The following is a 26,852-nucleotide window of genomic DNA, read 5'->3' as shown; positions in this document are numbered from 1 at the left end:
GGCATTTTTCTTTGGTGGCGTGTGCCGCTGACGGCTCTTAACCGAGCGCCAGCCAGACTCCCACTCCCAGCATCAGGGTACCGGCGATGCGGTTCATCAGGGTGACGTTACCACTCCTGGCGAGGAAGTGGCGCAAGGTGCGGCCACCGCTGGCGTAGAGCAGCAGGCAGGAGAACTCGATGACCAGGATCAGCGCCACCAGCGCGCTGATCTGCGGCGCCATCGGCTTGTCGGCAGAGATAAACGGCGGCAGCAAGGAGATCATAAAGGCCCACCCCTTGGGGTTGGCGATAGCGGTGACAAAGCCCTGCACCGCCAGCCCCATGGCGCTGGTCTGCTGACCCGCCGAGAGATCCGCCGGAATGGCCATCTTGCCTTTGGCCTGCCACATCTGGATGCCAAGCCACACCAGATAGGCGCCCCCGACATATTTGAAGGCGGCAAAGATCCCCGGATAGTTGAGCATGATGGCGGCCACCCCGATCACCGACAGTACCGAGACCAACCCGACCCCGATCAGCTCCCCCCACATCATGTGCAGGGTACGGCGCACACCCAGGCTCATCCCCAGCGTCATCGACAGGGTCATGCACATGCCGGGGGTCACCGAGACAAAGAAAAAGGTCGGGATAAACAGAGCCAGAATGGCCGGATCGATCCAGCTGGACACAACACACCTCCATGGGACGAGAGCGGGGAATAACGGAAACCGGACAATATTGAATCAATACAGCCAGTTGTACCACATATTCAGGGGATTAAGCGTTCAATCATGCCTAAACGGCTCCTTGCGCACAAGGAAAAACCTTTTCTTCAGCACATTTCAGCAATAAAAGCCTTTGACAGCTCCTGACGCTAATGTGTAATGTGTCGGTTCCTCCAATTTCGGATTAGAACTATCTATGTCATTGAATAATCTATCAATAAGAGTCCAAATCCTGATACCGCTGCTGTTGGCCAGCCTACTGATGTTGGTGATGATCGCCATCAGTAAACAGGGGCTGGACGAAGCCATCCGTGACATAGATGAGACGACCCAGAGCGTGGTCCAGAACAAGGACGACATTGCCAAACTGATCCACGCCACCTACCGGCTGCGCACCAGTGCCATCTATGGCCTCTACGATGCCAAGCTGTTTGCCGCGCTGCCGGCGAACCTCAACAGCGCCGAGCAGGAGATCAACAGCATCCTCGCCCGTCTGGTGATCCCCGGGGCCGAGCAAGATAACCGTCAGGTCGCTGCCGCCCTGCAGGCCTACCTCGGTCATACTCGCGGCAACATGCTGCCGCTGCTGGCGCAAAAACATCAGGGTGGCGGCGATCCGGTCGCCTACGAGGCGGCCCGCCTCCATTTTCGCGAGCTGGGTGAACAGCTGATCAAGCAGATCGACAGCATGTCTGCCCACATCAACCAGCTGACCCAGCAAGAGCTGGCCGAAGAGCAGGCCCACTACGACGCTACCCTGCTGCGTACCCTGCTGCTCACTGCCGGCACCCTGCTGGCTGCACTGATCTGCGGCTGGGTGCTCTCCGGTCGTATCGTCAGCCCCATCGCCCAGTTGCAGGAAGTGATGCACGCGGTGGCGCAAGGGCGCTTCAACGTCCGTGCCAAGGCGGAGGGTAACAACGAGCTGACCCGTCTGGCCAAAGATATCAACCTCACCCTGACCCAGCTCGGTAGCACCATTGAGAGCCTGACCGGGATCAGCAACAGCGTCGCCTCCGCCGCCACCGAACTGGCCGCCGTGATGACCCAGTCCGAGGCCAATGCAAGGCAGCAGCACAGCGAAATTGAGCAGGTCGCCTCCGCCGTGACCGAGCTCTCCAGCACCGCGGACAACGTCAACCACAATGCTGCCATCGCCGATGAGCTGGCGCGGGATGCCAATGGCCGGGTCGAACAGGGGCTTGCGCTCTTTACCGAAAGCATCGCCGCCAACAGCCGGATGGCGGGCAGTCTGGAAGATGCCGCCGCCATTGTGGCCCAGCTCAAATCCCAGTCCGAGCAGATCGGCAAGGTGATTGAAGTGATCCAGGGGATCTCCGAGCAGACCAACCTGCTGGCGCTCAATGCCGCCATCGAAGCGGCCCGTGCCGGTGAAACGGGGCGTGGTTTTGCGGTGGTGGCCGACGAGGTGAGAATGCTGGCGGCCCGCACCCAGGACTCCACCAAGGAGATCCAGACCATCATCGAGCGGCTGCAGAGCCAGTCCCAGTCCGCCAACAACGGCGTGCAGGAGACCCTGGAGATCCTCAGCCATAACCAGCGCCTATCGGCTCAGGTGCAGGATCTGCTAAGTGGCATTACCGGTGCCGTGCGCCAGATCAACGACGCCAACGCCCAGGTCGCCACCGCCGCCGAGGAGCAGTCCTGCGTCACCGCCGACATCAACCGCAACATCACCAATATTCACGAGATCGTGAGCCAAAGCTCCGCCGGTATCAGCCAGAGCGCCACTGCCAGCAACGAGCTCTCGCAGCTCGCCGAGCAGCAGCGCAAGCAGCTCTCCCAATTCCAGCTGTAAGCACACGAAGTGAACAAGACAAAAAGGCCCGCGAGGGCCTTTTTAATTCACGGGGCAATCCGTTTGTCCCTGTTTTAAACGCCATTTTTTGGCCATTGGTGCCATAAGGGGCTGGGCTGCCCCGTCAAATATCGGTATGGTAGAGGCACGTTACTCCCCCTCACGTGAGCACACCATGAGCCTGAGATTCAAGAAACCCGCCTTTATCGCCCTGGGGCTCATCGCCCTCATTTCCGCCGCCTGGCTCGACTACTATCTGCCGGAGCACACCATCGCCACCATCACCGGGGTCGAGGTGAAACGCACCGACAAGGATGGCCCCATCAGCCAGAAGAACCCGGCTGACGGCCCCACCACCGATGTCTACTACATCTATACCGAGCGTCCCGGCGAGAAGATCCGGGTGTTCCGCAATGAAGATACCGAGTGGGGCTGGCCCTTCTACTTCAAGTTCAACGCCGCCGACGTGCAGGCCAAGGCCAAATCGATGGAGTTCGAGAAGCGTCTGGCCATCATCACCTCCTACGGCTGGCGCATCAACATGTTCTCCATGTTCCCCAACGTCACCAAGATCGAGAGCACCGAACCCGATGCCTCCACCTGGAGCTTCTTCCGCTGGTTCTGGTTCGGCCTCTGGGCACTGGTGATGGGCAAAGCGGCCATTGCGACCTGGCGCTACTTCGATCGTCTCGAGGATGAGATCTGATGGAGCCGAGCAAGACCCGCACCAGCTTCTACCGGCGGCTCTACGTGGCCTGGCTGATCAGCCAGGGCACGGATACGGTACCCGCCATCATGGAGGCGACCGGCATGCCGCGCCGCACTGCGCAAGATACCCTGACGGCGCTTGCCGAACTCGATATCAGCTGCGCCTTCGAGCAGACCGAGGGGGCTCGCCACCTGCAGGGGCACTACCGTATCAGCGACTGGGGTCCCATCAATCCTGACTGGATTGCAGCCCAACTGCCTCTTATCAAAGAGACGCTGAGTTACCCCTGATCCGGAAGCCTGCCAGCAATAAAATAGAGGGGCCAGCCGACAAGGCTGGCCCCTCTATTTCCAGGCTGATGGTGTGGCAGGTCGCCCTACTCGGGCATGGCCGAATCTTCCAGTTCTTCTTCCGACTCCCCTCTGGTGCAATCGATGATGGATCGCTTGGGGTTGTTGGGATCGCGCAGCAGCAGGGGCGCCAACCCCTCGTCATGCTTCTGCTCGTCACTAAACTCGCTGCCGTAGGCGTTGTGAGTCAAGCGGCGGGCGTTGGCGATGGGGGTATCGACAAAGAGAGCGTGCACTTCAAAGCTTGCGGCAGGCACGATAAAGCCGACCACCGGCAGGCCGTGCAGCTCCTCGTGCACCTTGTACCAGGCAAAGCCGTCGCTCACCTTGTAGGGGGTGTAGTTGGCCAGCTGTAGATTGGCGGCTCTGCCCGTCTCATCCACATAGAGATCGGTAAACTCGCAGGTCGCCAGCCCCTGCCACATCCGTTCGAATGGCGTCGCACAACCCGTCAGTTGCAACCCGGCCAGCAGCACCACCCCTCTCTTCCACATTCCCCGCCCCTTCTTGCAAAAATGAACCGACGATCAGTCAAACGCCCGCAGCCGCGTCACCAGCAGATCGATAAAGCCCGGACGATCCAGCCCCAACAGCACCAGCGCATTGGCTGGCTTGCCGGTCAGACCATAACGATCCACCACAGTCATGCCGCAAGTATGGGTGCCGCCAGTCTCGATATCGACCCGGCACTCGACCCCGTGGAACAGCTCGGGAGCCAGCAACCAGGCAATGGTACAGGGGTCGTGCAGCGGTGCACCAGCAAATCCCCACTTGGGATCCCGGTGGTAGATCATGAAAAAGTCGAGCAGCCCGGCGACGCACTGGGCCACCGGATTGGTGATGGCGCGCACCCGCTCGATATCCTCGTCCATCACCTGCGCCTCATGGGTCACATCGAGGCCACACATGGTGATGGGAATACCCGACTTGAACACCATATCGGCCGCTTGTGGGTCGACATAAATATTGAATTCCGCCGCCGGGGTCCAGTTGCCGGCCCCTGCGGCGCCCCCCATCAATACGATGCGGGCAATGTTGGGTTTGAGCTCCGGGTGGGCCGCCAGCAGCAGGGCGATATTGGTCAGCGGCCCGGTCGGCACCAGGGTCACCGGTTCCGGGCTCTCGCGCAGACATCTGGCCATCAGCTCGATCCCCGTCATCCCCTGCGGGGCAAAGGCGGGATCCGGCAGTTTGGGGCCATCGAGACCCGATTCGCCATGGACGTTGTCGGCGATGATAAGCTCCCGGGCCAGCGGTTTCGGTGCCCCTGCCGCCACCGGAATATCGTCGCGCCCCAGCAAGGTGAGGATGCGCAGGGCATTGTTGAGGGTCTTGTCCGGGGTCTGGTTGCCCGCGCTGGTGGTGACCGCCAGCACCTTCAGTTCAGGACTGGCCAGCGCCAGAATCAGGGCGATGGCGTCGTCGTGGCCGGGATCACAATCAAGAATAACGGGCAGTGCCATGGAGAGACTCCTTACAACATCAAAGGGAGCCCTACCTTAGCAAGCTCGCAGCGGCTGAACTCGGGAGGGGGTCACAAAATGGTTCCTGATTTTTTTCAATCAGTTACCTTCGCGCTGTCACAGCCGGCCAGCAGCAGGCCGCAACGAGGGGATGGTGTGGCGAGCGTATCCGCTACGCCGATTCGCGCCTTACCCGCCACTTGGGTATGATGGCCCCCCGTTTTCTGCCCGTGTGCCCTATGTCCGTTATCGTCGACACCTTTATCGCCCCGCCCTGCAGTGCCGCCATCGAGATCCTGTTCGAAGATGAGCACCTGTTGCTCATCAACAAGCCGAGCGGCCTGCTGAGCCTGTCGGGCAAAAATCCGCAGAACCTCGACTCGGTTCACTATCGCTTGGTGCAGGATTTCCCCGGCTGCACCTTGGTGCACCGTCTCGACTTCGGTACCTCAGGCATCATGGTGGTGGCCAAAAACAAGGTCATCAATGCCCTGATCTGCCAGCAGTTCAGCCAGCGGGCGGTGAGCAAGGCCTACAGCGCCCTGCTGTGCGGCCATCTCGCTGACGATGAGGGGGGGATCGATGCCCCCATTGCCAAGGATCCGGCGATTTTCCCGCTGATGAAGATCTGCGCCGCCAGCGGCAAACCCGCCCGCTCCCGCTATCAGGTGATTGAGCGGCTGGCGCAGCAGATGCAGGGTCAGGCTGTGCCACTGACCCGGGTAAGGCTGGTGCCGGAGACCGGCCGCACCCATCAGCTGCGCATCCACAGCCAGCTGCTGGGCCACCCCATTCTCGGCTGCGATCTCTATGGCGGCCTGCTGTCACCTGGCTGCGAGCAAGCACCGCGGCTGATGCTGCATGCCAGCGAGCTGGATTTTGCACATCCGGTGAGCGGCGAGCCGATGCAGATCCGCTGTGCCGCGCCTTTTTAGGAGCAATCAGTAGAGGCCGTCAGTTGATGGCAATAGACGCGAGTGTGTCGGGAATAAAGGCGTGACGGGAGAAGAAAAGGGACAAACGGCGGATAAAGATAGGGGCCGTGCTTTCGCAACGGCCCCCACCCCCCACTCTTTGTGGTGCTATCAGATCAGCTTGCGGGCAGCGCCCAGTACGATCTTGATGGCATCAGATTCGGTCTTCGCCATGGTTTCGGCGTTCGGGATTTCCTGCTGGGTACGGTTGACGATAACGCCAGCTACCATACCGGCACGCAGGCCCTGGCTGGTGCACATGGTCAGCAGGGTGGCAGATTCCATCTCATAGTTCAGCACGCCCATGGCTTGCCACTCTTTCATGGAACCCTGGAAACGGCTCACTACGCGGCCGGATACGGTGTCGTAACGCTCCTGACCCGGGTAGAAGGTATCAGAAGAAGCAGTCACACCGATGTGCAGCTTGGAGCCCATCTCTTTGGCGGTGTTGACCAGCGCGGTGGTGCAGTCGAAGTCGGCAACAGCCGGGAACTCCATCGGTGCAAAGTGCAGGCTGGCACCGTCGAGGCGCACGGAACCGGTGGTCACAATCACGTCACCCACGTTCAGGTGCGGCTGGATGGCGCCGGTGGTGCCGATACGCAGGAAGGTGTTGATACCCAACTGGGCCAGCTCTTCTACTGCGATGGAGGTGGACGGGCCACCGATACCGGTAGAGCAGATGATCACGGCCTTGCCGTCCATCTCGCCGCGCCAGGAAGTGAATTCACGATGGCTGGCCAGGTGCACCGGGTTATCCAGCATCTCTGCGATGCGCTTGACGCGCTCGGGGTCACCGGGGACGATCGCCAGGGTGGCGCCTTGCAGATCCGCTTTCTTCAAACCCAAGTGAAATACATCAGACATAGTGGACTCCTGGTTGCCCCCCTGCCAGCATGGTCAGGGCGCAAGTTAAGATGATTCTTTATGATACTTTCAAGCCTTTACCCCCCTCTTCGGGGAGGCGCCAACTATGGTCGAAAGCGCTTTCCAATTCCTTGAAGCGCCTCACACTTCCACGCATTGACAGTCACAAAGATCGCGCAAAACGTTGGCTAACCCAATGAAATAATTGACAAACGTTTTTCTGAAAAAGGGTCTCGAACAGGGAAAGTCAAGCCCGGTTCAGCGCTTAATTAACGACTCGTGATCGACCCCGTAAAGTTGTAAACAAGATGCTTTTGTATCCCTTTCGAGATGATAGCCTAGCGGCCAACTACCACTTAATGGCTAACTACAGGAAGTCCATCATGGCTACATTCAAGTTCTATATTCCCGCAATCAACCTGATGGGTGCCGGCTGTCTGCAAGAGGCCGCCGCCGATATCAAGGGTTACGGCTATCGCAAGGCACTGATCGTCACCGACAAGATCCTCAACCAGATTGGCGTGGTCGCCAAGCTCACCACCCTGCTGGCTGAACATGGCATTGAGAGCGTGGTTTTCGATGAAACCAAGCCAAACCCCACCATGACCAACGTCGAAGCGGGTCTGACCATGATCAAGGCCAACGGCTGTGACTGCGTCATTTCACTCGGTGGCGGCTCACCCCATGACTGCGCCAAGGGCATCGCCCTGGTGGCAGCCAACGGTGGCAACATCAAGGATTACGAAGGGGTGGATCGCTCCGCCAAGCCACAACTGCCGCTCATCGCCATCAACACCACCGCCGGTACCGCCTCCGAGATGACTCGCTTCTGCATCATCACCGACGAAGCGCGCCAGGTGAAAATGGCCATCATCGACAAACACGTTACCCCGCTGATGTCGGTCAACGACCCCGAGCTGATGCTGGCCAAGCCGGCCGGTCTCACCGCCGCCACCGGCATGGATGCCCTGACCCACGCCATCGAAGCCTATGTCTCCACCATCGCCACCCCGGTGACCGATGCCAGCGCCGTGATGGCCATCGAACTGATTGCCAAGCACCTGCGCACCGCCGTCAACCAGGGCGATGATCTGCACGCCCGCGAGCAGATGGCCTATGCCCAGTTCCTGGCCGGCATGGCCTTCAACAACGCAAGCCTGGGTTACGTACACGCCATGGCCCACCAGCTGGGCGGTTTCTACGACCTGCCCCACGGTGTCTGCAACGCCGTGCTGCTGCCCCACGTTCAGGCTTACAACGCCCAGGTGAGCGCGGCTCGTCTGAAGGATGTGGCCCGCTACATGGGGGTGGACGTGAGCGCCATGAACGACGAGCAGGGCGCCGCCGCTGCCATTGCCGCCATCAAGCAGCTGGCGCTGGATGTGAAGATCCCGGCCGGTCTGGAGCAGCTCGGCGTCAAGGCTGATGACTTCGATACCCTGGCCAGCAACGCCCTGAAAGATGCCTGCGGCTTCACCAACCCGAAACAGGCGAGCCACGAAGAGATCGTCGCCATCTTCCGCTCGGCGATGTAAATGGTTGCCTGATTGCCAGAAAGGGTCGCAGTGCGGCCCTTTTTATTGGCTGATGGATCAATGGCTTTTTACTTCCGTGGAGGGAGTCGGTATGATTTGCCGAGCCAAAAAGACTGTATGGATGATCTGAACTCGATATGCGGATGAAACACCTGATTGCCGCGGCTTTGACCGCCCTCACCCTCTCCGGTTGCAGCCTGGTCTATCGCATTGATATTCCCCAGGGCAACTATGTGGAACAAAAACAGGTCGACAAACTGCGCCAGGGGATGACCCGCGAGCAGGTCAGCTATGTGCTGGGGACCCCCATGCTGCGCGACGGCTTTGACCCCAACACCTGGTACTACCTCTATGAATTCCAGCCGGGCCACGGCGACAAGGAGCGCAAAGAGCTCACCGTCACCTTCGCCAATGACAGGCTGACCACAGTGACGGGTGACTTCCCGCTGCCAGCAGCCTTCAATACCCCGCTCTGATATCTCGCAAAACCGGCCTCGCGCCGGTTTTGTTTTATCCAGCCTCCACGCTATGTATCCTGCCCGTTATCCTGTCAGGGGATACTGTGTCATCTCCCCCCATTGCAGCTGCTCGCAAATTGCCTGATGCTGATGAGCAGCCACCATGGCATCAACACCATCGAATGACACAGGGAGAATCCCCATGAGCCGGATCCTGATTGCCGGAGCCAGCGGCCTGATCGGTCGCGAACTGGTGCAGCAACTGCCTGCCGAACATGAACTGACCCTGCTCTGTCGCAAGCCGGGCAAGGAGGCGCACCACTGGCTACCGGTCAATTTTGATGATCTGGCCAGCGTTACCCTCTCCCGCCCGGTGGATATCGCCTTCTGTGCCCTCGGCACCACCCGCAAGGAGGCGGGCTCTGCCGAGGCGTTTCGCCGGGTCGATCTCGACTATGTGGTCGCCTTTGCAGAGCTGGCCCGCCGTCACGGCTGTCAGCACCTTATCGTGGTCTCGAGCATGGGGGCCAGTGCATCGTCCCCGGCTCTCTATCCGCGTACCAAGGGGGAGATGGAGCAGGCCCTGCTGGCCCAATCCTGGCCACGGCTCGCCATCGTGCGGCCCGCCATGCTGCTCGGGGATCGCCAGCCACCGCGCCTCTCCGAGCAGATCTTTCAGACTATCTACCCGCTGTTTCGGCCGCTGCTGGTGGGCAAGCTCGCCCGCTGGCGTGCCATCGAGGCCAGTCAGGTGGCCCGCGCCATGATCGCCCTCTCGAAACTGCCCGCCGGGTGCGAGATTGTCGAGAACGAGCAGTTGCTGACCCTCTGAACCCAGCCTTCCCTACTACTTACGCACAGTGCTGCAAAAACAGAAGGGCAAGCCAGCTTGCCCTTTGTTTATCTGTTGGCGAGGTACCCTGACCGCCTCTTGCCATCACAGGCTGCGCTCGGCTGTCAGGGCAACATCCATCAACCGCGAATATGGTCGATAAAGGCGTCGATCTGCTCGCGGGTGCAGGCAGGGTTCATAAATACCGCCTTCTCCCCGGCGATGTAGGAGTATTTGCCCCGTGCGTCGTAGTCGGAGTGGGCCACTGCCTCCACCCAGTTGGTGTAGAGCCCCACCTTGCCGCGCCCCTTGAACAGGCTGCGGTGGTAGTCGGTGTTGCGCTGCAAACGGGCCTTGTAGGCGGGATCGCTGGAGCGGGCCAGCTCGAAGGCGAACTCGGCCTCCGGATCGCTCACCCACTCGGGGTTGTAGATCTTGAAGCCGACGCTCGGCCCCTGATTCTCCTGCGCCACCAGCTTGACATTGCCGAGCTGGCTTAGCCGGAAGCGGAAGTAGTTGGCATTTTGCAGGCAGTGGGCCAGCACGGTGCGATACCCCTCGACCCCCATGTAGTTGAGCGCCGCATAGGCACCGAACAGGCCGCTCGCGCCGCGGGAGCACTCGATGGTGGATTGCAGGTGGGTCTGGCCCTGAATGTCCCGCTCGAAGTAGGAGAAGTTCTCCGGGTCATTCTCCATCGCCTTGAGATCATCCTGCTCCTTGATCATCACCAGACTGGAGGTGTAGGGCACATAGCCCCACTTCTGGAAGTCGACGGTGAAGGAGTCGGCATATTTGAGCTCGGCAAAGCGCGCCACGTTGCGCTCGATCCCCGCCAGAGTCGCGCTGTTGATGGCGAGTGGGTTGGCGGCGAAGTCGTAATCGAGGAAGAAGATCATCGACCAGCCGATGGCGGCGTCGACGTGGATGTGCGGCTTGACCGCCACCTCGAACTGCTCGCAGAGGCGATTGCGCAGCTCGAATACGGGTTTCACCTGATCGACCCCGAAGGTGTCGGTGGTGCCCATGGTGAGCATGATGGTGGGCACCACGTGTTTCAGGGCAAAACAGGCGGTCAGGGTGCGCTCGAGGTGGTCAAGATCGATGTCATTGTTCTCGCCGACCTGAATGCGGATGGTCTTGTTCTCGATATCGACCCCGAGCAGGGAGAGGTTGGTGATGTTGGAGTAGTGGCCGCCCTGGGAGTTGATAATGCGGTAATCCTGATAGTGGCCGAGCCCCTTGTGCTTGGCCTCCGGCAGGCTTTTGCGAATGCCGAGCAGGTAGCCATAGAGGTTACAGAAGGTCCCCCCCTGGGTGAAGATGCCGGTGGCACGCTCGGGGTCATAACCCGCCAGCAGCGCAATCTGGCGCACCACCTTCTTCTCCAGCTCCTCGGCCACCCCGGCATATTCGGAGTAGACCAGATTGGGGTTGGCCAGAATGCCCAGCTGGGCGCCGTAGATAGCGGGATCCGCCGACATGGTGATGACGTTCTCGACGCTGGAGGGGTTCTCCCAATCCTTCGACAGGGCGGCGGCGAACAGCAGCTCGGCCATCGGCTCGCCCGGGGTGCGCATGGTGGCGGGCACCGGCACGGTCTCGCAGAGATCGGCAAGGCGGGCGCGGCCATCTGGCCAGGCGTTCAGACGGGCATCCGGGGCCAGGCCACGGGCCCGAAATTCATTGAGGGTGGCAAAGCCGGGTTCACGAAAAACCGGCCAGAGATCGGGATTGCGCGAGAAAAAGTTGGCTTTTACGGCTGCAAACCGGCTTGAGAACTCGGGGTGGACGGCGTTGACGCTTTCGTCTTTCAGATAAACTAAGTCACTCATTTTTATACCATTAGTACAGCAAATGTGCGGCCGTTATACCCCTGTGCCTGCGGGGCCGACAGCGACAATATCTAATGGCCTACCCTACTTTTTGTCATGTATCAGCCATGACAAGGGCTGGCAAAAAGGCGCCTTTGGGGCGCCTCTTTGCATTTCGTGATCTCGTTCACATGTTGGCTGACATAGTCCTTACTACCAGACAACCATCAGCGCAGCGCCACCCTCAACGCAGGGAGGTCAACAGCCACTGGGCAAACTCCGCCAGCTCGACCTGTTGCTGCGGGAAGGCCGCCAGCCAGGGCTGCAGGCGCGCGGCAACCGCCTCCGACCGATAGTCGCAACCCGCCAGCTCGGCTGCCAGCAGATCGAACGGGGCGGGTTCCAGGGTATCGCTGAACAGCTGCGCCCGGGTGATAATCCCCTTCTCCACATCAAAGTGCAGCTCCACCCCGCCCCAACCAAAGCGCTCCTCCAGCAGATGGCTGAACGCCGGGGCATGGCCATAGTTCCACTCCCAGCTGCGCTGGCGGGCGAAGATCTCGGCAAAGCCCGGCAGATCCGGCATCTGCGCCGGGGAGATATGCTCGGGTTCGACCCGCGCACCGTAGTGGTGGAAAAACGCCTCGGTAAGCGCCTCGCTCACCTGCTGATGGTCTATCCCCGGCAGCAGTTCGCACAGGTTGGCCACCCGGCTGCGCACCGAGGCGATCCCCTTGGCGGCCAGCTTCTTGGGGTCGGGATTGAGGTAGTTGGCGAGGCGGCCAAGATCGGCATCCAGCAACAGGGTGCCGTGGTGGAAACCGCGATCCAGGGTCTCCCGATAGGCGGAGCCCGATACCTTGCGCTCCCCGTCCGGGGTGGCCACCAGCAGATCGTTGCGACCGGAGGCAAAGGCCTCGATCCCCAACCGCTTGAGCCCGTCCAGCACGATGGCGGTGGAGATGCTCTTGTCATACTCCGGCTTGCCCGCCATGAAGGTGAAGCAGCTGTTGCCAAGGTCGTGGAACACGGCGCCGCCGCCACTGCTGCGGCGCGCCAGGGTCACACCATCCTCCTCCATCCGGCGGGTATTGCACTCCTTCCACGGGTTCTGGGCCCGGCCGATCACCACGGTATTGGCGTTGCGCCAGAGGAACAGCACCCGCTGGCCGGGGTCCATCTGGCGGAAGATGCACTCCTCGACGGCCAGATTGAACAGGGGATCGTGAGAGTCGGAGAGAAGCAGACGCAAGCGGGACATAACAGGACCTTATCCGGAACAGGGGACGACATGATAACACTGACGGGGCTATCACTGACCCGTTTCACCTTAACCGGCACGCAGCAGCATGGATACATTGGCTTCACACCTGACCGCCTCATAAAACTATCTTTTGATATAACGACACAACTTGACGTGAAACCGCGAAAAAAATGCAGTCAAGCCACAATGACAACGATAAAAACGGGAAAAAATGGCTAGAATGCGACCACTTTAATTGGCCATATGGCTCTCTTCTTCGTCACATAACTCGCCAAAAAACTGTATGCGCATATCGAGTGTGATGAATGACACAAAAATGACTTTTAATGTCCCGGACACCCCATTGCAAACGCCTTCACCCCCCTTGCAGGTTACAACGAATTGCTTGAATCTAGCTTAGGGTCTGTTGATGTTTCATCACGACCGCGACTATGGCCCGTTTTGACGCGCAGCGAGGCTCGAGAGGCAAGATTGAGTGCCCCCAACAAGCCCGCGAGTGACGGCACTGCGCGACAAAACAGCCCCGTCCCTGCGGGTTGCGCGGCAAATAACGCCATGCGTTGTTGCGGGACTTGCCAAGGGAATAACCATTGTCTGCGCCCCGCGCCTAGCCTGGCATCATTTGACGCAGCAACGCGGCTTATGCAGAGACATCAACAGACCCTGGACACCGCTCCCGAGAGAAACGTTGTATGACGGAGAACGCAGCCCCCCGCCAGCGCCTCAGCTGGTTTCTGCCAATGCTGGTCGGTATGGTCATCGCCACCCTGACCTCTCCCCCCGTGCGAGCAGAGGAGCAGGTCATCGTCCAGTTGCCGTGGCAGCACCAGTTCCAGTTTGCCGGTTACTACGCGGCCATCGCCAAGGGATTCTATCGGGAGGCCGGTCTGCAGGTCACCCTGCGCGAAGCGGACTCACGGACCGATGTGGTCAGTGAGGTGATCTCGGGAAAGGCCCATTTTGGCATCAGCGGCAGTGATCTGCTGCTGGATCGGGCCGCCGGTCGCCCGGTGGTGGTGCTCGCCGCCCTGCTGCAGCACTCGCCGCTGGTCCTGCTCACGCTGGAGCGGCCAGATATTCGCAGTCCGACCGATCTGGCCAACAAGCGACTGATGCTGGAGCCGGGCTCCAACGAGCTGCTGACCTACCTCGCCCACCAGACCCGCAGCCGCGACTGGGTCACCCTCCCCTACAAGCAGGGAATTCAGGCACTGCTGACTGGCGAAGTGGATGCCATCAGCGCCTACAGCTCCACCGAACCCTTCTATCTGCAGCAAAAAGGGATCCCCTATCGGGTCTTCAGCCCGCGCACCATCGACTTCGACTTCTACGGTGACAACCTGTTTACCTCGGAGCGGGAGCTGATCACCCGACAGGATCGGGTCTACGCCTTCCAGCAGGCCAGCCTCAAGGGGTGGCGCTATGCGATGGACAACCCCGAAGAGATGATCAACCTGATCATGGAGCAGTACCCGAGCGGTGCAGGCCGTGAACAGCTGGAGTTCGAGGCCCGCGAGACCAGAGAGCTGATGCAGCCGGATCTTATCGAACCGGGCTACATGCAGCAGGAGCGCTGGCTACAGATCGCCAAAACCTATCTGGAGGCGGGCCTGCTCCAGGTGCTGCCCAACCTCGACCACTTCATCTACGACCCGGCGCAAGAGCGGCTGCGCCAGCAGCGCAAGTTGCTCGACAAGAGCGTGGCGGTGGCCATGCTCGTCACCTTTACCCTGATGACCCTGCTCGGCATCTTCTTGCACCTCTATCTGCGGCTGCGTCAGGAGGCGCGGGATCGCCAGCGGCTAACCCGTGAACTGGCCCAGAGCGAGCAGCACTACCGCTTCGTGGCGGAGAACAGCGCCGATGTGATCTGAACCATGGATGCCGCCAGCTTGCGCTTTCGCTATGTCAGTCCGGCCATCGCCCCCCTGAGCGGCTACGAGGCCCCCGAGCTGTTTGCCCTGCCCCTCAAACAGCTGTTGCCGGAGGCCTCAAGGCAACTGCTGCGCGAGGAGATCTCCGCCACCCTGGAGGCCTGGCAGCGGGGGGAGCACGATCAGACCCGCCGGGTCATTCGCACCCAGCTGCGCCACAAGGATGGCCATCTGGTGGCGACCGAAACCATCACCACCCTCCATGGCAACCACCAGGCCCAGCCGGAGTCGATCCTCGGGGTCACCCGGGATATCACCGAGCGGGCTGCGCGGGAGGAGATGATGCGCCGTCTCGCCTTCTACGACCCCCTCACCGGGCTGCCCAATCGCCGCTTGCTGCAGCAACGGCTCAAGGAGCTGCTGGAGCAGGAGGCGCCCCGTCCGCTGGCATTGATGTTTATCGATCTCGATCACTTCAAGCCGATCAACGACACCTTCGGCCATGAGACCGGAGATATCCTGCTCAATCTGGTGGCCGAGCGGATGAGCCACTGCGTGCGTAAACAGGATCTGGTGGCGCGGCTGGGGGGGGACGAGTTCGTCATCTTGCTGCCGGAGACCGGCGACGAAGTGCTGGCAGTGGCCGACAAACTGCACCAGCAGCTGCGCCATCCGTTCCAGCTGGAGGGGCAGGAGCTGCTCATCTCCAGCAGTATCGGGCTGGCGCTCTATCCCGAGCATGGGGAGGATGCCAAGACCCTGATGCACCACGCCGATCAGGCCATGTATCAGGCGAAGAATCGCGGCCGCGGCCGGGTCTGCCTCTTTACCTCGGGCCTTGATCCCGAGCAGGGTGCCCTGCTGTGGCAACCCGGCCACGAGTGCGGTCACCCGCGCATCGATGCCGAGCATCGCCAGCTGTTCGTGCTGACCAACCGGCTGCTGGAGCGGATGAAAGATCAGCACGAGAACCCGGCCCCGTTTCTGGAGAGTCTGGAGAGCCTGTTCGACATGGCCCGCCATCACTTCGCCTTTGAAGAGCAGATGCTGGCGGAGATCGATTATCAGGAGCTCGTCAGCCACCGTCAGGATCACCAGCGCCTGCTCAACAAGGCAGGCCAGCTGTTGCACGCCGCCAAAGCGGGAACGCTGGGCAACGACGAGCTGCTCAACTTCATCATTCAGGAGCTGGTAGTCGGCCACATGAGTCAGGCGGATCGCCGCTACTTCCCTCTGTTCAGATCTGAGCGCAGCCTGTCGGTTGCGGAGGTGGTCGCCTAGTCCCCCCTGTTCAGACCCGAGCGTAACGCACCTCTTGCGAAAGGGGCGACCTAGTCACCGCGCAGGGCAACCACGGGGTCGAGACGCACTGCCCGCAGCGCAGGAGCGACCCCGGCCAATAGGCCAACCAGGGCGCTGCAACCGAGCGCCAGCAGCAGATAGAGAGGATGGAGGGTGAGCGGCAACCCGGCCGCCAGCAGGGTGAGCAGCAGCTTGAGCCCGCCGAGCAGGGCCAGTCCCATGGCTCCGCCCAGCAGCGCCAGCACCACGGCTTCGAGCAGGAACAGCAATAGAATGCGCCGCCGTGGACAGCCCAGCGCCATCAGCAAGCCCACTTCGGGGATCCGCTCCTGCTGGGCGATGCTCATGATGCTGAAGATGCCGACCGCCCCGATCAGCAGCGAGATAATGCCGAGCCCGCCAACCGCCAGCTTGATGATGGAGAGTATCTTGTCGAGGCTGGTCAGCATGTCCTGCTGGGAGGTGAGGGTGAAATCCTCGGCGCCGTGGCGGGCGATCAGCACTCGCCGGATCTGGGCTGTGATGTCGGCCTCCTTCTGCCCGGCGCGATAGATGACGTCGATCTCCTGCAGCCCCTCCTTGTTGAACAGCGCCTGGGCGTGAGCGGCGGGCAGATAGATCATGTCGTCCAGATCAAAGCCGAGAAATTGCCCTTTGGGGGCCAGCACCCCGGCCACCCGAAAACGGCGATCACCGGCGCGTAGCAGACTGCCCGGCGCATCGCCGCCGGGAAACAGCTCCGCCGCCACCTTGGCACCCAGCACCGCATAGGCGCGGGGCATGGCACTGTCATCCGCGGGCAGAAAACGTCCCTGCACCAGGGTGAGTCGCCAGCCTGAGAGCGCCGCCGGACCTGTGCCCAGAATGGCGGTGCTGCGTGTCAATCCGCGGCTGCGCACCTCCCCCTGCCCCTGCACCACAGGGAGCGCTGCCTCTACCCCTGCCAATCTAGCGAGGGCATCGGCGTCCTCCAGCAGCAGGGGACGACTGCTGGAGAGGATGCCGGGCGGGCCGCCGGCGGTTTCGGTCTTGCCCGGGGTCACGGCGATCAGCCGGGTGCCAAATTGGGAGAAGCTGTCGAGCAGATAGAGCCTGAGCCCCTCGCCGATGCCGGTGAGCAGGGTCACCGAGGCGATCCCGATGGCAATACCCAGTGCCGACAGCAGGCTGCGGCTGCGCCCCGCCAGCAAGGCGCGCCAGAGCCAGAACAACAGATCGGCGGCGCGCATCAGCCACCGCTCCACTGCCCGCTGCGCAGGCTGCTGACCGGATCTTGCCGTGCTGCACGGGAGGCGGGCAGCCAGCTAAAAAACAGCCCGGTCAGCAGGGCCGCCGGTATGGTGCAGAGGGTCGCGAGCAGAGGGACAGCCGCCGGAAATCCGGGCCAAATCACTCCGGCGAGGGCAACCAGGGCATAGCCCAACACAGTGCCAAACAGGGCGCCACTGCCGCTCAGCAGCAGCGCCTCCCACAAAAACAGCTGGCGGATCTGGCGACTGTCAGCCCCCAGCGCCTTGAGCAGGCCGATCTCGCCGGTGCGCTGGCGAGTGCTGATCAGCGCAAGATTCATCATCATGATGCCGGAGACCAGCAGGCTGATGGCGCCGATGCCGGCAACTGCCAGGGTGAGGGTCGAGAGAATGGTGGAGAAGGTAGCCAGCATGGCGTCGCGGCGCACCACGGTCACATCGAGCACCCCGTGGCGCGATTGCATCAGCTGCTCCAGTCGCTTGACCAGCGGCGGCACCGCTTGCCCCGCCAGCGGCTGGATCAGCAGCCGAAACAGCCCCTCGGTGTTGAACAGCCGCATGGCGCTACCGACCGGGATCAGCGCGGCCTCGGCCATGTCCATCCCCAGATTGCTGCTCTGGCTGGTGAATACCCCCACCACCCGAAAGCGGCGATTGTCAAAACGCAGCCACTGACCGACCGGATCGACCTGACCGAACAGCTCACGGGCCACCTTGGCCCCGAGCAGGACGGCCGGTCGATCCTCTGCGGCATCCCCCGGCAACCAGCGGCCGGAGAGCAGCTCCAGCCCGTGGGTATCGCGCAGCCCGTTGCTGCTGCCAAGCAGCATGGTCTGGCGCAGCCGTGCCCCCTGTTTGGCCTCGGCAAAGCCCATCACCAGCGGCACCAGCCGCACGTTTGGCTGGTGCTGGCCAAGGTAGTGCATATCATCGAGAGTGATCTGCCGCAGACTGTTGCCGGTGACCGGCGGCAGCCCGCCGGTGGTCTCCTTGCGGCCGGGGAACATCACCAGCAGATCCTTGCCAAGGGAGCTGAACTGGTCGGCCACATAGCGCCTCGCCCCCTCCCCCAGCGCGGTGAGCAGCAGCACCGAGGTGACGCTCAGACTCACCGCCAGGATCAAGACCAGCGCCCGTGAACGCTGACGCAATAACGCCACGGCGGCAAAGCGGATCACATCGGGCCGCCGCATTCAGCCACCGCCGCTATCAATGTTGATGCGGCCATCGTTCATCAGGATCCGCCTGCCCGCCCGCTCACCAAGGCGCGGATCGTGGGTCACTACCACCAGCGTGATCCCCTGCTCCCGGTTGAGCCCCTCCAGCAGGGTAATCACCTCCTCCCCGGAGCGGGAGTCGAGATTGCCGGTGGGCTCGTCGGCCAGGATCAGCCGCGGCGCCATTGCCATGGCCCGGGCGATGGCTACCCGCTGACGCTGACCGCCGGAAAGCTCGGCAGGGCGGTGTCCGGCCCGGTTCTCCAGCCCCAGCTCTCCCAGCAACTGCTGGCTTCGGCGATGGCGCTCGGCGGGGGCGATCCCGCACAGCATCAGCGGCAGCTCGACGTTTTCACGGGCGGTGAGGCGGGAGATGAGGTGAAACGACTGGAACACGAAACCGATGCGATGGCCGCGCAGCTGGGCCAATGCGGGTTCTGACAGGGTGGCGGTATCCTCCCCTCCCAGCCAGTAACGCCCCTCATCGGGCCGATCCAGCAGCCCCAGCACATTGAGCAGGGTCGATTTGCCGGATCCCGAGGGGCCCATCACCGCCAGATACTCCCCCTCGGCAACCCGCAGGGAAACGCGGTCGAGGGCAGCCACCTCGCTCCCCCCCAGAGTGAAACGACGGCTGACGGCATCAAGGCGAATGAGATCACTCATCCGTCTGCTCCGTGGCGGCGCTGAAAGGGCCCTCCCCGACAATCTGTCCGGGCTGGGCTGCCAGCCGATCACCGGCAGCGAGCCCCTCGGCCACCTCAATCCAGTTCCAGTTCTCCACGCCCCAGCGGGGCACCACCCGCACCAGCGTATCCCCTTCCAGCCGCAGCACGCTGCCATCGTCGGCCCGGCTGCTGGCCGCAACCCGCAGCACATCGGTGGCGCGGGTCACCTCGACCTCAAGATCGGCGCTGTAGCCGATAAGCAGGGGCACATCGGTGGGCAGGGCAGTGAGCGATGCCTCCACCTCGACGGTGCGGGCCTGCTTCTCCAGCTCCTTCACATAGGGGGCGATACGGGTGACGGTAGCGGCAAAATCGCGCCCGGGCATGGCATCGAGCAGTACCCGGGCAGACTGGCCCACCTTGAGGCGGGCGGCATCCACCTCATCGATGGGGGCTGAGACATACAGACACTTATCATCGATAAGATCGATAACCGGAGGCATGGCCACTCCGGGCGGTGAGGGGGTCATGTATTCGCCCAGCTTGCTGTTGACCTCCGCCACCACGCCGGCAAACGGCGCCAGCAGGCGACGCTCGCTCAAGCGAGCCTCCACCTGGGCGACCTGCGCCTCGTCGACCCGCTCCTGCTGACGGGATGCCTGACAGACATAGCGGCGGGTATCGGCCAGATTCTGGGCCTGCTCAGCGAGGGTGCGGGAGGTGAGATTTTTGGCCAGCAAGGTGGCCAGCCGGTTGGCCTCCCGCTCGTAGTAGGCCGCCTCGCTGCAACGCTCCTCGCGCTGGGTCTTGCCAAGGGCCTGCTGGGCACGGGCACGGGCAAGATCGGCGTGAATGTCGTCACTCCAGAGGGTCAGCAGCAGATCTCCCTGCGCCACCCGCTCCCCAGCCTTGACTGCGATCTGCTCCACCACGCCGCCACCGGGCAGACTGAGCCCGGCCCGCTGACACGACTTGATGGTGCCAGCCCGGGTGTTGACCACAGTGACCAGCACATCCCCCCGCCCGACCTCTGCCAGCCTGATCGGCGTCGGCTGCGGTCGCCACCACCATGCCACAGCAGCCACCGCTACCACGGCGCCACTTCCCCACCACAACCAACCTCTCTTCATCGCGCATCCTTTCGCTAGTGACTCCCGTCATGAGCGTCGGGAGAGCAGGGCATAATAGAGCAAGGGTATCACCACCAGGGTGAGCAAAGTGGAGACCAGGATCCCGAAAATCAGGCTGATGGCCAGTCCGTTGAAGATGGGATCATCAAGGATAAACAGAGCCCCGATCATCGCCGCCAGCGCCGTCAGCATGATGGGTTTGGCCCGCACCTGCGCCGCTTCGATCACCGCCTGCTCGAACGCCACTCCGGCGCTGCGCTGCTGCTCGATAAAGTCCACCAGCAGGATGCTGTTGCGTACGATGATCCCGGCCAGGGCGATCATCCCGATCATCGAGGTAGCGGTAAACTGGGCTCCCAGCAGGGCGTGGCCCGGCATCACCCCTATGATGGTGAGCGGAATGGGAGCCATGATGATGAGTGGCACCAGATAGGAGCGGAACTGGGCCACCACCAGCAGATAGATGAGGATCATCCCCACCCCGTAGGCGATGCCCATATCGCGGAAGGTCTCGTAGGTGATCTTCCACTCCCCGTCCCACAACAGCGCCACCTCTCCCAGTTTATCCGGCTGCTGCACGTAATATTGGGGCAGGTCGATATCGGCACCGGCGGCAAACATGCCGTAGAGCGGGCTGTCGGTATGGCCACCCATGTCGGCCACCACCATCACCATGGGCTGCATGTTCTTGTGCATGATATAGCTGGGGGCTACCTCATCACGGCGACTCACCAGCTCGGAGACCCGCACCAACTGGCCGCTCTGGCTGCGCACCTTGAGGGCCAGTACGCCCGCCAGATCCCGTTTGTCACCGGGTGCCAGTTCGATGCGGATCGGCACCGGATACTTGGCTCCGTGCCCCTGCAACCAGCTGGCATCCTGATAACCCACCCCGCCATTGAGGGTGTTCACCAGATCCCCGAGATCGACCCCGAGCAGGGCCGCCTTGCTGCGATCCACCACCAACCGCCACTTGGGCTGCGGGTCGGTCAGATAGATATCCACATCCACCAGATCCGCCGTGGCCACAAAACGGGCCTGTACAGCGCGAGCGGCCGCTTCGCGGGCGGCCTGAGTCGGGCCATACACTTCCGCAACGATGGGGGACCAGACCGGCGGGCCGGGCGGCACCTCAACGACTTTCAAGTTGCCCCCTGCCGCACTGGCGATGGCCTGCAGCGGCTCCCGAACCGACTGGGCAATCTGGTGGCTGCTGCGATCCCGTTCATGCTTGTCCACCAGATTGACCTGAATATCCCCCACGTTGGCGCCGCTGCGGATAAAGTAGTGGCGTACCAGCCCGTTGAAATTGATGGGGGCGGCTGTGCCGGCGTAGATCTGGTAATCCTTCACCTCCTCCACCTTGGCAAGCTCCCGCCCGACCGCCAGCAAGGTGCGCTCGGTCTGCTCCAGGGTCGCCCCCTCCGGCATATCGAGCACCAGCTGAAATTCCGACTTGTTGTCAAAGGGGAGCATCTTGAGCACCACCCACTGCACCACCGGCATGGCGGTGGCGGCCCCGACCAGCAGCAACACCGCCAGCCAGAGCTTGCGTCTGGCGCGCTTGGCGCCATCACCGATCAGGAAAGGGGTCATCAGCCGGTGAAAAAGACCTGCCTTGGCCTCGCCGTGGGCACCGTGCGCCTCCTCCTTGAGCAAATGGCTCGCCAGCCAGGGTGAGAAGATAAAGGCTACCAGCAGGGAGATGAGCATCCCCATACTGGCATTGATGGGGATGGGGCTCATGTAGGGGCCCATCAGACCGCTGACAAAGGCCATCGGCAGCAGGGCCGCAATGACGGTCAGGGTCGCCAGTATGGTCGGCCCCCCTACCTCGTCCACCGCCCCCGGAATCAGATCCTTGAGCGCCCCCTTGCCCAAACCGCGATGGCGGTGGATGTTCTCCACCACCACGATAGCGTCATCCACCAGAATACCGATGGAGAAGATCAGCGCAAACAGCGACACCCGGTTGAGGGTAAAGCCCCAGGCCCAGCTGGCAAACAGGGTCAGTGCCAGGGTGATGACGATGGCCACACCCACCACCAGCGCCTCGCGCCAACCCATGCTCACCAGTACCAGCAGCACCACCGCCGTGGTGGCAAAAATCAGCTTGCCGATCAGGGTGTTGGATTTGGTCTCGGCGGTGACGCCGTAGTCCCGGGTCACCGTCACCTCGACCCCGGCAGGAATAAGCCGATTCTTGAGACTCTCGACCCGCGCCTCCACCCGCTTGGCCACATCGACCGCGTTCTGGCCCGGCTGCTTGCCGATGGCCAGGGTCACCGCCGGATAACTGGCATGTCCCAATCCCATCCAGCTGCGTTTGGTCGGAGTCTCCTGACCCAGAGAGACCCTGGCCACCTCCCCCAGATAGACCGGCTTGCCGTCGTGCAGCCCCACCACCAGCTCTCTAGCCTCCTGCTCACTTTGCAGGAACTGCCCCACCTGCACCTTGATCTCACTGTTGTCTTGCTCGATAGCCTGTGTGGTGCCTACCTGATTGGCGGCCGCCAGTCGCTGGCTCAGCTCGCCCCAGCTGATGCCGTGGGCGCTGAGGGCCGCCGGATCCGGCATCACCCGCAACACGGCGCTCTGGCTGCCCAGCGTGTAAATATCGCGGGTACCGGGCAGTCGCTTGAGTTCGGTCTCCAGCTCATGGGCGACCCGGGTCAGCTCGGGGGCCCCCAGTTGCTTGCTCCCCTCTTTGTTCCACTCTTTGCTCCATAAGGTGAGACTGACGATGGGGACATCATCGATCCCCCGGGGTTTTACCAGTGGTTGACCGACCCCGATCCCCTGTGGCAACCAGTCGCGGTTGGAGTCGAGCTGGTTGTTGAGATCGACGATGGCCTGCTCGCGGCTCACCCCCACCTTGAACACCACCACCAGCAGGGCGCCATCGGGTTGGGAAAAAGAGTAGAGGGTATCAATACCCTTTATCTGGGAGACCACCTGCTCGGCAGGGGTAGTGACGAGAGAGGCCACTTCAGCCGGAGTGGCTCCCGGGAAGGGAATGTAGACATCGGCGAAGGTGACATCGATCTGCGGCTCCTCCTCCTTGGGGGTCACCAGCACCGCAAACAGGCCGAGCAACAGCCCCACCAGCGCCAGCAGCGGGGTGATGGCCGAGCCCTGAAACAGCGCAGCCAGCCGACCGGCAGGCCCCAGCCTCTCCTTGTTGCCGTTCAGCTCGCTACTCATGGGCCACCTCCTGCTGCTGCGCCCAGGCATCGGGAGCCAGCTTGTCACCGGCTTGCAGCCCGGCCAGGATCTCGCACTGCCCTTCAAAGCAATGACCGACCCGCACCGGCGTCAGGGCCCAGCCAGCGGGTTGCTGCAGATAGACGCCGTTGAACTCCCCTTGCCGCAGCAGGGCGCGATCCGGCACCTGCAACACCTGACGTTCACCCAGTTTGAGCTGCACCTTGAGCCACATGCCGGGCAATACCCCGGCGGTTTGCGGCGGCAAGTCGAGGCGCAACCTGAAGGCGTGGCTCTGGCTGTCGGCATAGTTGAAGCGGGTCAATTTGACCGGGGTAACAGACTTGCCATCGGGCAGCAGCACCTGCACATCCGCAGGCTCACGAGCCAGCGTCAGGGCGGATTGGGGCAACTCCACCTCCACCCGCAAGGTGTCGAGAGAGAAGCCGGAGAGCAGCGGGGTACCGGGGGCGACAGTCTCCCCCAACTCCACCAGCCGTTTGGTCACCACTCCGGCGTAGGGAGCCAGAATGCGGGTATAACCGTAGGCCTCGCGGGCCTGAGTGAGGGCCGCATCGGCAGCGTTCACCTCGGCGCGGGCGGCGCGATCCGTCGCCTGGGCATTGTCGAGCTGGGCGCGGGTGATCACCCCCTTGGCAATCAGCGCCTGAAAGCGGGCGAGCTGGCGCTCGGCTTCCACTTGCTGAGCCTGCGCCCGCGCCAGCCGCGCCTCGGCACCCGTGACGGCGGCAAACTGCTCCTTGCCGCTGATCTCCAGCAGCGGCTGCCCCGCCTGCACCTGATCGTTCACATCCACCAGCATGCGGGAGACCCGGCCGCTGGTCTGGGCCGCCACCGTCCCCTGATTGATGGCAGTGACGGTGCCATCCAGCGTCAGCCAGTCGGTCACCGGCTGTGGCGCCACTGTCAGCAAGGACTCTGTCTGCGGGGGCTCTGTCAGTGGGGCAATAGGCTCCCCGTCTGCTGCTAGGGCCCGGCTGGATGTCATGGCCTGCGATGTCATCACCAGCAAAGTGATCCCCAGCAACCGGATCTTTTCCATCATTACTCTCCTTCCCTGGCATCATCAGTCACTGCACGGGATCAGTCGGTATTGGACTGGCGCACCTTACCCTTTCCCCGAGCTGGCGCCTTGGTCAGCACCCTGGCCAGCCCTCTATCAAACAGCAAGATCCCGGCCACCATGGCCGCTATAAACAACAGTATCATGGGCTGTCCGCTGGAAATGAGACTCAGAGCAGGCCCCGGACAGATGCCCACCAACCCCCAGCCGATGCCAAACAGCGCGGCCCCGCCGATCAGGCGGCGATCCAGCCGAGGGGCCGGTACGGCGACGATGGGCTCACCCAACAAGCTCTGGCGGCGGGGTTTCACCAGCAGAAAATAACCCGGCATAAAGACCAGCAAAGCCCCCCCCATCACGAAGGCGAGGCTGGGATCCCAAGCCCCGGCCAGATCGAGAAAACCGGTGACCCGGGCGGGATCCACCATGCCGGAGATGGCCATCCCCAGCCCGAACAGCAGGCCCGCAAACAAACTTGTCAGCAACTTCATGGCGATCAGCCCCTTACAGCAGATGATGAGTGACAAAGACGGTGATAAAGCCAACCGCCATAAAGGTCAGGGTGGCGACAATGGAGCGCAGGGAGAGCCGCCCCATGCCACAGATGCCGTGGCCGCTGGTGCAGCCATTGCCAAGACGGGTACCGATGCCGACCAGCAGACCGGCCAGCAACACCAGCGGCCAGCCGGGCAGACTGGTGAATGCAGGCATGCTGGCCCAACCCAGTGTCAGCGCCAGCCAGGCACCCGCCCCCAGTCCCAGCAAAAACAGCACCCGCCACGGCGCACGGTGTTGCAGCGCACCGGCCAGAATGCCGCTGATCCCGGCAACCCGGCCGTTGAACAACATCAGGATCAGAGCCGACAGCCCTGCCAGCATGCCGCCGCCCAAAGAGAGCAGCCATTGGCTTTCCATCATCAAGATTCCTTATTTTCTGAGTGACAAAAATGGGTTTGCAGCGCCCCCAACACATCGGCGGCCGCCTCGCTCACTAGCGAGTAGTAGATCTGCTGGGAGACCTTACGCGAACGGATCAGGCCGTAGCGCTTCAATACCGAAAGTTGCTGGGAGAAGGCCGACTGCCCGAGTTGGCTGTGGGCCAGCAGCTCCCCGACCCCCTTCTCCCCCTCCACCAGCTGGCAGAGCACCATCAGGCGTTCAGGATGAGCCAACGCCTTGAGCAGGGAGGCGGCGGCTGTCGCATGTCTGTTCATCTCGTCGAATTGGCTCATAAGCGTAAATTAGCAATTGCTGATATTTGTTCTATTGTATAAAACAACACTAAATTAGCAATATCTAAAGTAGATAGGGAGAAAGACCATGACAGTAGATAACGGCGTCAGAATCGTCGCGGGTTGCATGTTGCTGCTCTCGCTGATCCTTACCACCTGGGTTCATCCGGGCTTTGTCTGGTTAAGCGCCTTTGTCGGGGTCAACCTGATCCAGAGCGCCTTCACCGGTTTCTGCCCGGCCGCGATGATCCTCAAACGGCTGGGGTTGAAATAGGGTCACGGGTGACGGTGGGGAGAGCAGAAGATGGAACGAGGGCGGTGATGATGCTCACCGCTCTTTCATCGTCCTTGTAGTAGCCAGCCGACCCCGATTATTGACAAACTTGTATCTAAATGTTGCTGAAAGGGAGTTGAGGCTTTACCTCACCGCTCTGGATGAGTACCATTTCGCCGTTCTTAACACAGCGGAGACCATCAGTGGGCAACTCATCAAGTGACAGATGTCTGCCGACCCTTATCGTCGGCACCCCGGTCGCGAGCTAGCCGCAGATTTCCTCTGCCGCAACTCGCAACCCTGCGAGAAGCGGAAATCCACTCCCCTCTTCTCCCTTTTTACACTTGACGTCTGGCAACCAGTGGCCAACCGCCATGGTCGCCATGCCTGCATAGTTTCTGCTTCCCACAAGGAGGCTGCTATGCGTTTTATCTCAATCAAACCGGCTGCGGATCGCGCGGTCGCAACAGGTTCTGTTGCAACCCGGGCTCACCCCCTGCTGAGCAAGCTCGGCCGTGGCATGTTGCCACGCTGGCTGGGCGGCAAACAGCGTCAGCACCACTACCGGCTGCAGATCCGCTGCGAGGATCGCGCCGATATGGAGCAGGTGCTGGATCTGGTGAACCACACCCTGCAACCGGCGGGGCTGCAACCGATGCAATCGATGAAGCCGGGTCGCGGCGGCGGGCGTGAGCTGGTGCTCAACCTGCAGTGCACCCCGCCCCAGCGACGCTATCTGGTGCAGTTTGTTCATCAGGTCGGAGTAGCACATCCGGTGCGCTGGCAACTGCGCCCACGCATCGACTGCGATCCCGAACTCAACTGA

24 protein-coding genes and 1 pseudogene are annotated in these 26,852 nt (G+C 62.0%); 10 read left to right on the top strand and 15 right to left on the bottom strand.

Annotated elements, in window-relative coordinates; translation table 11 throughout:
- Positions 1-37: 37 nt before the first annotated feature.
- The gene (locus PG888_RS01630; RefSeq protein WP_042058111.1) at positions 38-670 is read right to left on the bottom strand and encodes a LysE family translocator; all 633 of its coding nucleotides are present in this window, start codon (positions 668-670) and stop codon (positions 38-40) included.
- 232 nt (positions 671-902) lie between these two features.
- On the opposite strand from PG888_RS01630, the gene PG888_RS01625 reads away from it, so the two are divergent.
- The 3 genes from PG888_RS01625 to PG888_RS01615 all read left to right on the top strand — a co-directional run bounded on the left by PG888_RS01625 (position 903) and on the right by PG888_RS01615 (position 3,524).
- Entirely contained in the window at positions 903-2,525 is a 1,623-nt protein-coding gene (locus PG888_RS01625; RefSeq protein WP_127008260.1) for a methyl-accepting chemotaxis protein, read from the top strand.
- 175 nt (positions 2,526-2,700) lie between these two features.
- Positions 2,701-3,231: a DUF1523 family protein gene (locus PG888_RS01620; RefSeq protein ID WP_005344342.1), complete on the top strand. Its 531-nt coding sequence runs from the start codon at positions 2,701-2,703 to the stop codon at positions 3,229-3,231.
- On the top strand, positions 3,228-3,524 hold the full coding sequence (locus tag PG888_RS01615; protein ID WP_127008258.1) for a winged helix-turn-helix domain-containing protein: 297 nt from the start codon (positions 3,228-3,230) through the stop codon (positions 3,522-3,524). The genes PG888_RS01620 and PG888_RS01615 overlap by 4 nt, the downstream gene beginning before the upstream one ends.
- An 86-nt stretch (positions 3,525-3,610) precedes the next feature.
- On the opposite strand, the gene PG888_RS01610 is transcribed toward PG888_RS01615, so the two are convergent.
- Positions 3,611-4,078: a hypothetical protein gene (locus PG888_RS01610; RefSeq protein ID WP_127008256.1), complete on the bottom strand. Its 468-nt coding sequence runs from the start codon at positions 4,076-4,078 to the stop codon at positions 3,611-3,613.
- Positions 4,079-4,111: 33 nt separating this feature from the next.
- On the bottom strand, positions 4,112-5,047 hold the full coding sequence (rihA, locus tag PG888_RS01605; protein WP_127008254.1) for a pyrimidine-specific ribonucleoside hydrolase RihA: 936 nt from the start codon (positions 5,045-5,047) through the stop codon (positions 4,112-4,114).
- A gap of 239 nt (positions 5,048-5,286) precedes the next feature.
- Between rihA and PG888_RS01600 the strand changes: the two genes are divergently transcribed.
- Positions 5,287-5,982 (top strand): RluA family pseudouridine synthase, encoded by a 696-nt coding sequence (locus tag PG888_RS01600; RefSeq protein ID WP_182939259.1) that lies wholly within the window; start codon positions 5,287-5,289, stop codon positions 5,980-5,982.
- Between the two features lie 150 nt (positions 5,983-6,132).
- Here PG888_RS01600 and udp read toward each other — a convergent pair whose 3' ends face one another.
- A complete protein-coding gene (gene udp, locus PG888_RS01595) occupies positions 6,133-6,888 on the bottom strand; it encodes a uridine phosphorylase (protein WP_042018691.1) in 756 nt (251 codons plus the stop codon).
- Positions 6,889-7,271: 383 nt separating this feature from the next.
- On the opposite strand from udp, the gene yiaY reads away from it, so the two are divergent.
- The 3 genes from yiaY to PG888_RS01580 all read left to right on the top strand — a co-directional run bounded on the left by yiaY (position 7,272) and on the right by PG888_RS01580 (position 9,713).
- A complete protein-coding gene (yiaY, locus tag PG888_RS01590) occupies positions 7,272-8,423 on the top strand; it encodes an L-threonine dehydrogenase (protein ID WP_270692812.1) in 1,152 nt (383 codons plus the stop codon).
- Positions 8,424-8,560: 137 nt separating this feature from the next.
- Complete coding sequence (gene bamE, locus PG888_RS01585) at positions 8,561-8,899, top strand: outer membrane protein assembly factor BamE (RefSeq protein ID WP_005337980.1); 339 nt, start codon at positions 8,561-8,563, stop codon at positions 8,897-8,899.
- 184 nt (positions 8,900-9,083) lie between these two features.
- Complete coding sequence (locus PG888_RS01580; protein WP_270692808.1) at positions 9,084-9,713, top strand: NAD(P)H-binding protein; 630 nt, start codon at positions 9,084-9,086, stop codon at positions 9,711-9,713.
- Positions 9,714-9,853: 140 nt separating this feature from the next.
- Here the strand turns inward: PG888_RS01580 and PG888_RS01575 are convergent, their stop codons facing one another.
- Together PG888_RS01575 and PG888_RS01570 are read right to left on the bottom strand one after the other, a co-directional pair.
- Positions 9,854-11,548, bottom strand: a complete 1,695-nt coding sequence (locus tag PG888_RS01575; protein WP_270692805.1) for a pyridoxal phosphate-dependent decarboxylase family protein — start codon at positions 11,546-11,548, stop codon at positions 9,854-9,856.
- Between the two features lie 223 nt (positions 11,549-11,771).
- Positions 11,772-12,788, bottom strand: coding sequence for a lipoate--protein ligase A (locus tag PG888_RS01570; protein WP_270692803.1), 1,017 nt, complete (start codon positions 12,786-12,788; stop codon positions 11,772-11,774).
- 695 nt (positions 12,789-13,483) lie between these two features.
- Between PG888_RS01570 and PG888_RS01565 the strand changes: the two are divergent.
- Positions 13,484-15,946: pseudogene (locus PG888_RS01565) on the top strand (diguanylate cyclase domain-containing protein).
- A 50-nt stretch (positions 15,947-15,996) separates the two neighbouring features.
- Here PG888_RS01565 and PG888_RS01560 read toward each other — a convergent pair.
- The 9 genes from PG888_RS01560 to PG888_RS01520 are packed head-to-tail and all read right to left on the bottom strand — an operon-like array spanning position 15,997 to position 25,752.
- Entirely contained in the window at positions 15,997-17,196 is a 1,200-nt protein-coding gene (locus PG888_RS01560) for an ABC transporter permease (RefSeq protein ID WP_270692802.1), read from the bottom strand.
- On the bottom strand, positions 17,196-18,410 hold the full coding sequence (locus tag PG888_RS01555; protein WP_106842558.1) for an ABC transporter permease: 1,215 nt from the start codon (positions 18,408-18,410) through the stop codon (positions 17,196-17,198). Before PG888_RS01555 ends, PG888_RS01560 begins: the two co-directional genes overlap by 1 nt.
- Positions 18,411-19,100, bottom strand: a complete 690-nt coding sequence (locus PG888_RS01550; RefSeq protein ID WP_040066014.1) for an ABC transporter ATP-binding protein — start codon at positions 19,098-19,100, stop codon at positions 18,411-18,413. It lies immediately after the preceding gene.
- Complete coding sequence (locus PG888_RS01545) at positions 19,093-20,232, bottom strand: efflux RND transporter periplasmic adaptor subunit (RefSeq protein ID WP_106842557.1); 1,140 nt, start codon at positions 20,230-20,232, stop codon at positions 19,093-19,095. Before PG888_RS01545 ends, PG888_RS01550 begins: the two co-directional genes overlap by 8 nt.
- A gap of 27 nt (positions 20,233-20,259) precedes the next feature.
- Entirely contained in the window at positions 20,260-23,436 is a 3,177-nt protein-coding gene (locus PG888_RS01540; RefSeq protein WP_270692794.1) for an efflux RND transporter permease subunit, read from the bottom strand.
- Positions 23,429-24,499 (bottom strand): efflux RND transporter periplasmic adaptor subunit, encoded by a 1,071-nt coding sequence (locus PG888_RS01535; protein WP_270692832.1) that lies wholly within the window; start codon positions 24,497-24,499, stop codon positions 23,429-23,431. The genes PG888_RS01540 and PG888_RS01535 overlap by 8 nt, the downstream gene beginning before the upstream one ends.
- A gap of 41 nt (positions 24,500-24,540) precedes the next feature.
- Positions 24,541-25,011 (bottom strand): YeeE/YedE family protein, encoded by a 471-nt coding sequence (locus PG888_RS01530; RefSeq protein WP_182939249.1) that lies wholly within the window; start codon positions 25,009-25,011, stop codon positions 24,541-24,543.
- A 13-nt stretch (positions 25,012-25,024) separates the two neighbouring features.
- Entirely contained in the window at positions 25,025-25,438 is a 414-nt protein-coding gene (locus tag PG888_RS01525; protein WP_270692793.1) for a YeeE/YedE family protein, read from the bottom strand.
- Entirely contained in the window at positions 25,438-25,752 is a 315-nt protein-coding gene (locus PG888_RS01520) for an ArsR/SmtB family transcription factor (protein WP_005338008.1), read from the bottom strand. Before PG888_RS01520 ends, PG888_RS01525 begins: the two co-directional genes overlap by 1 nt.
- A gap of 88 nt (positions 25,753-25,840) precedes the next feature.
- Between PG888_RS01520 and PG888_RS01515 the strand changes: the two genes are divergently transcribed.
- Both PG888_RS01515 and PG888_RS01510 read left to right on the top strand, forming a co-directional pair.
- On the top strand, positions 25,841-26,026 hold the full coding sequence (locus PG888_RS01515; protein ID WP_111807469.1) for a YgaP family membrane protein: 186 nt from the start codon (positions 25,841-25,843) through the stop codon (positions 26,024-26,026).
- 421 nt (positions 26,027-26,447) lie between these two features.
- On the top strand, positions 26,448-26,852 hold the full coding sequence (locus PG888_RS01510; RefSeq protein WP_042657035.1) for a hypothetical protein: 405 nt from the start codon (positions 26,448-26,450) through the stop codon (positions 26,850-26,852).

This window comes from Aeromonas sp. QDB23, assembly GCF_027707745.1.
In the GTDB taxonomy this organism is placed as follows: Bacteria; Pseudomonadota; Gammaproteobacteria; order Enterobacterales; family Aeromonadaceae; genus Aeromonas; species Aeromonas allosaccharophila.
This window is presented reverse-complemented; position numbering and strand designations above follow the sequence as displayed.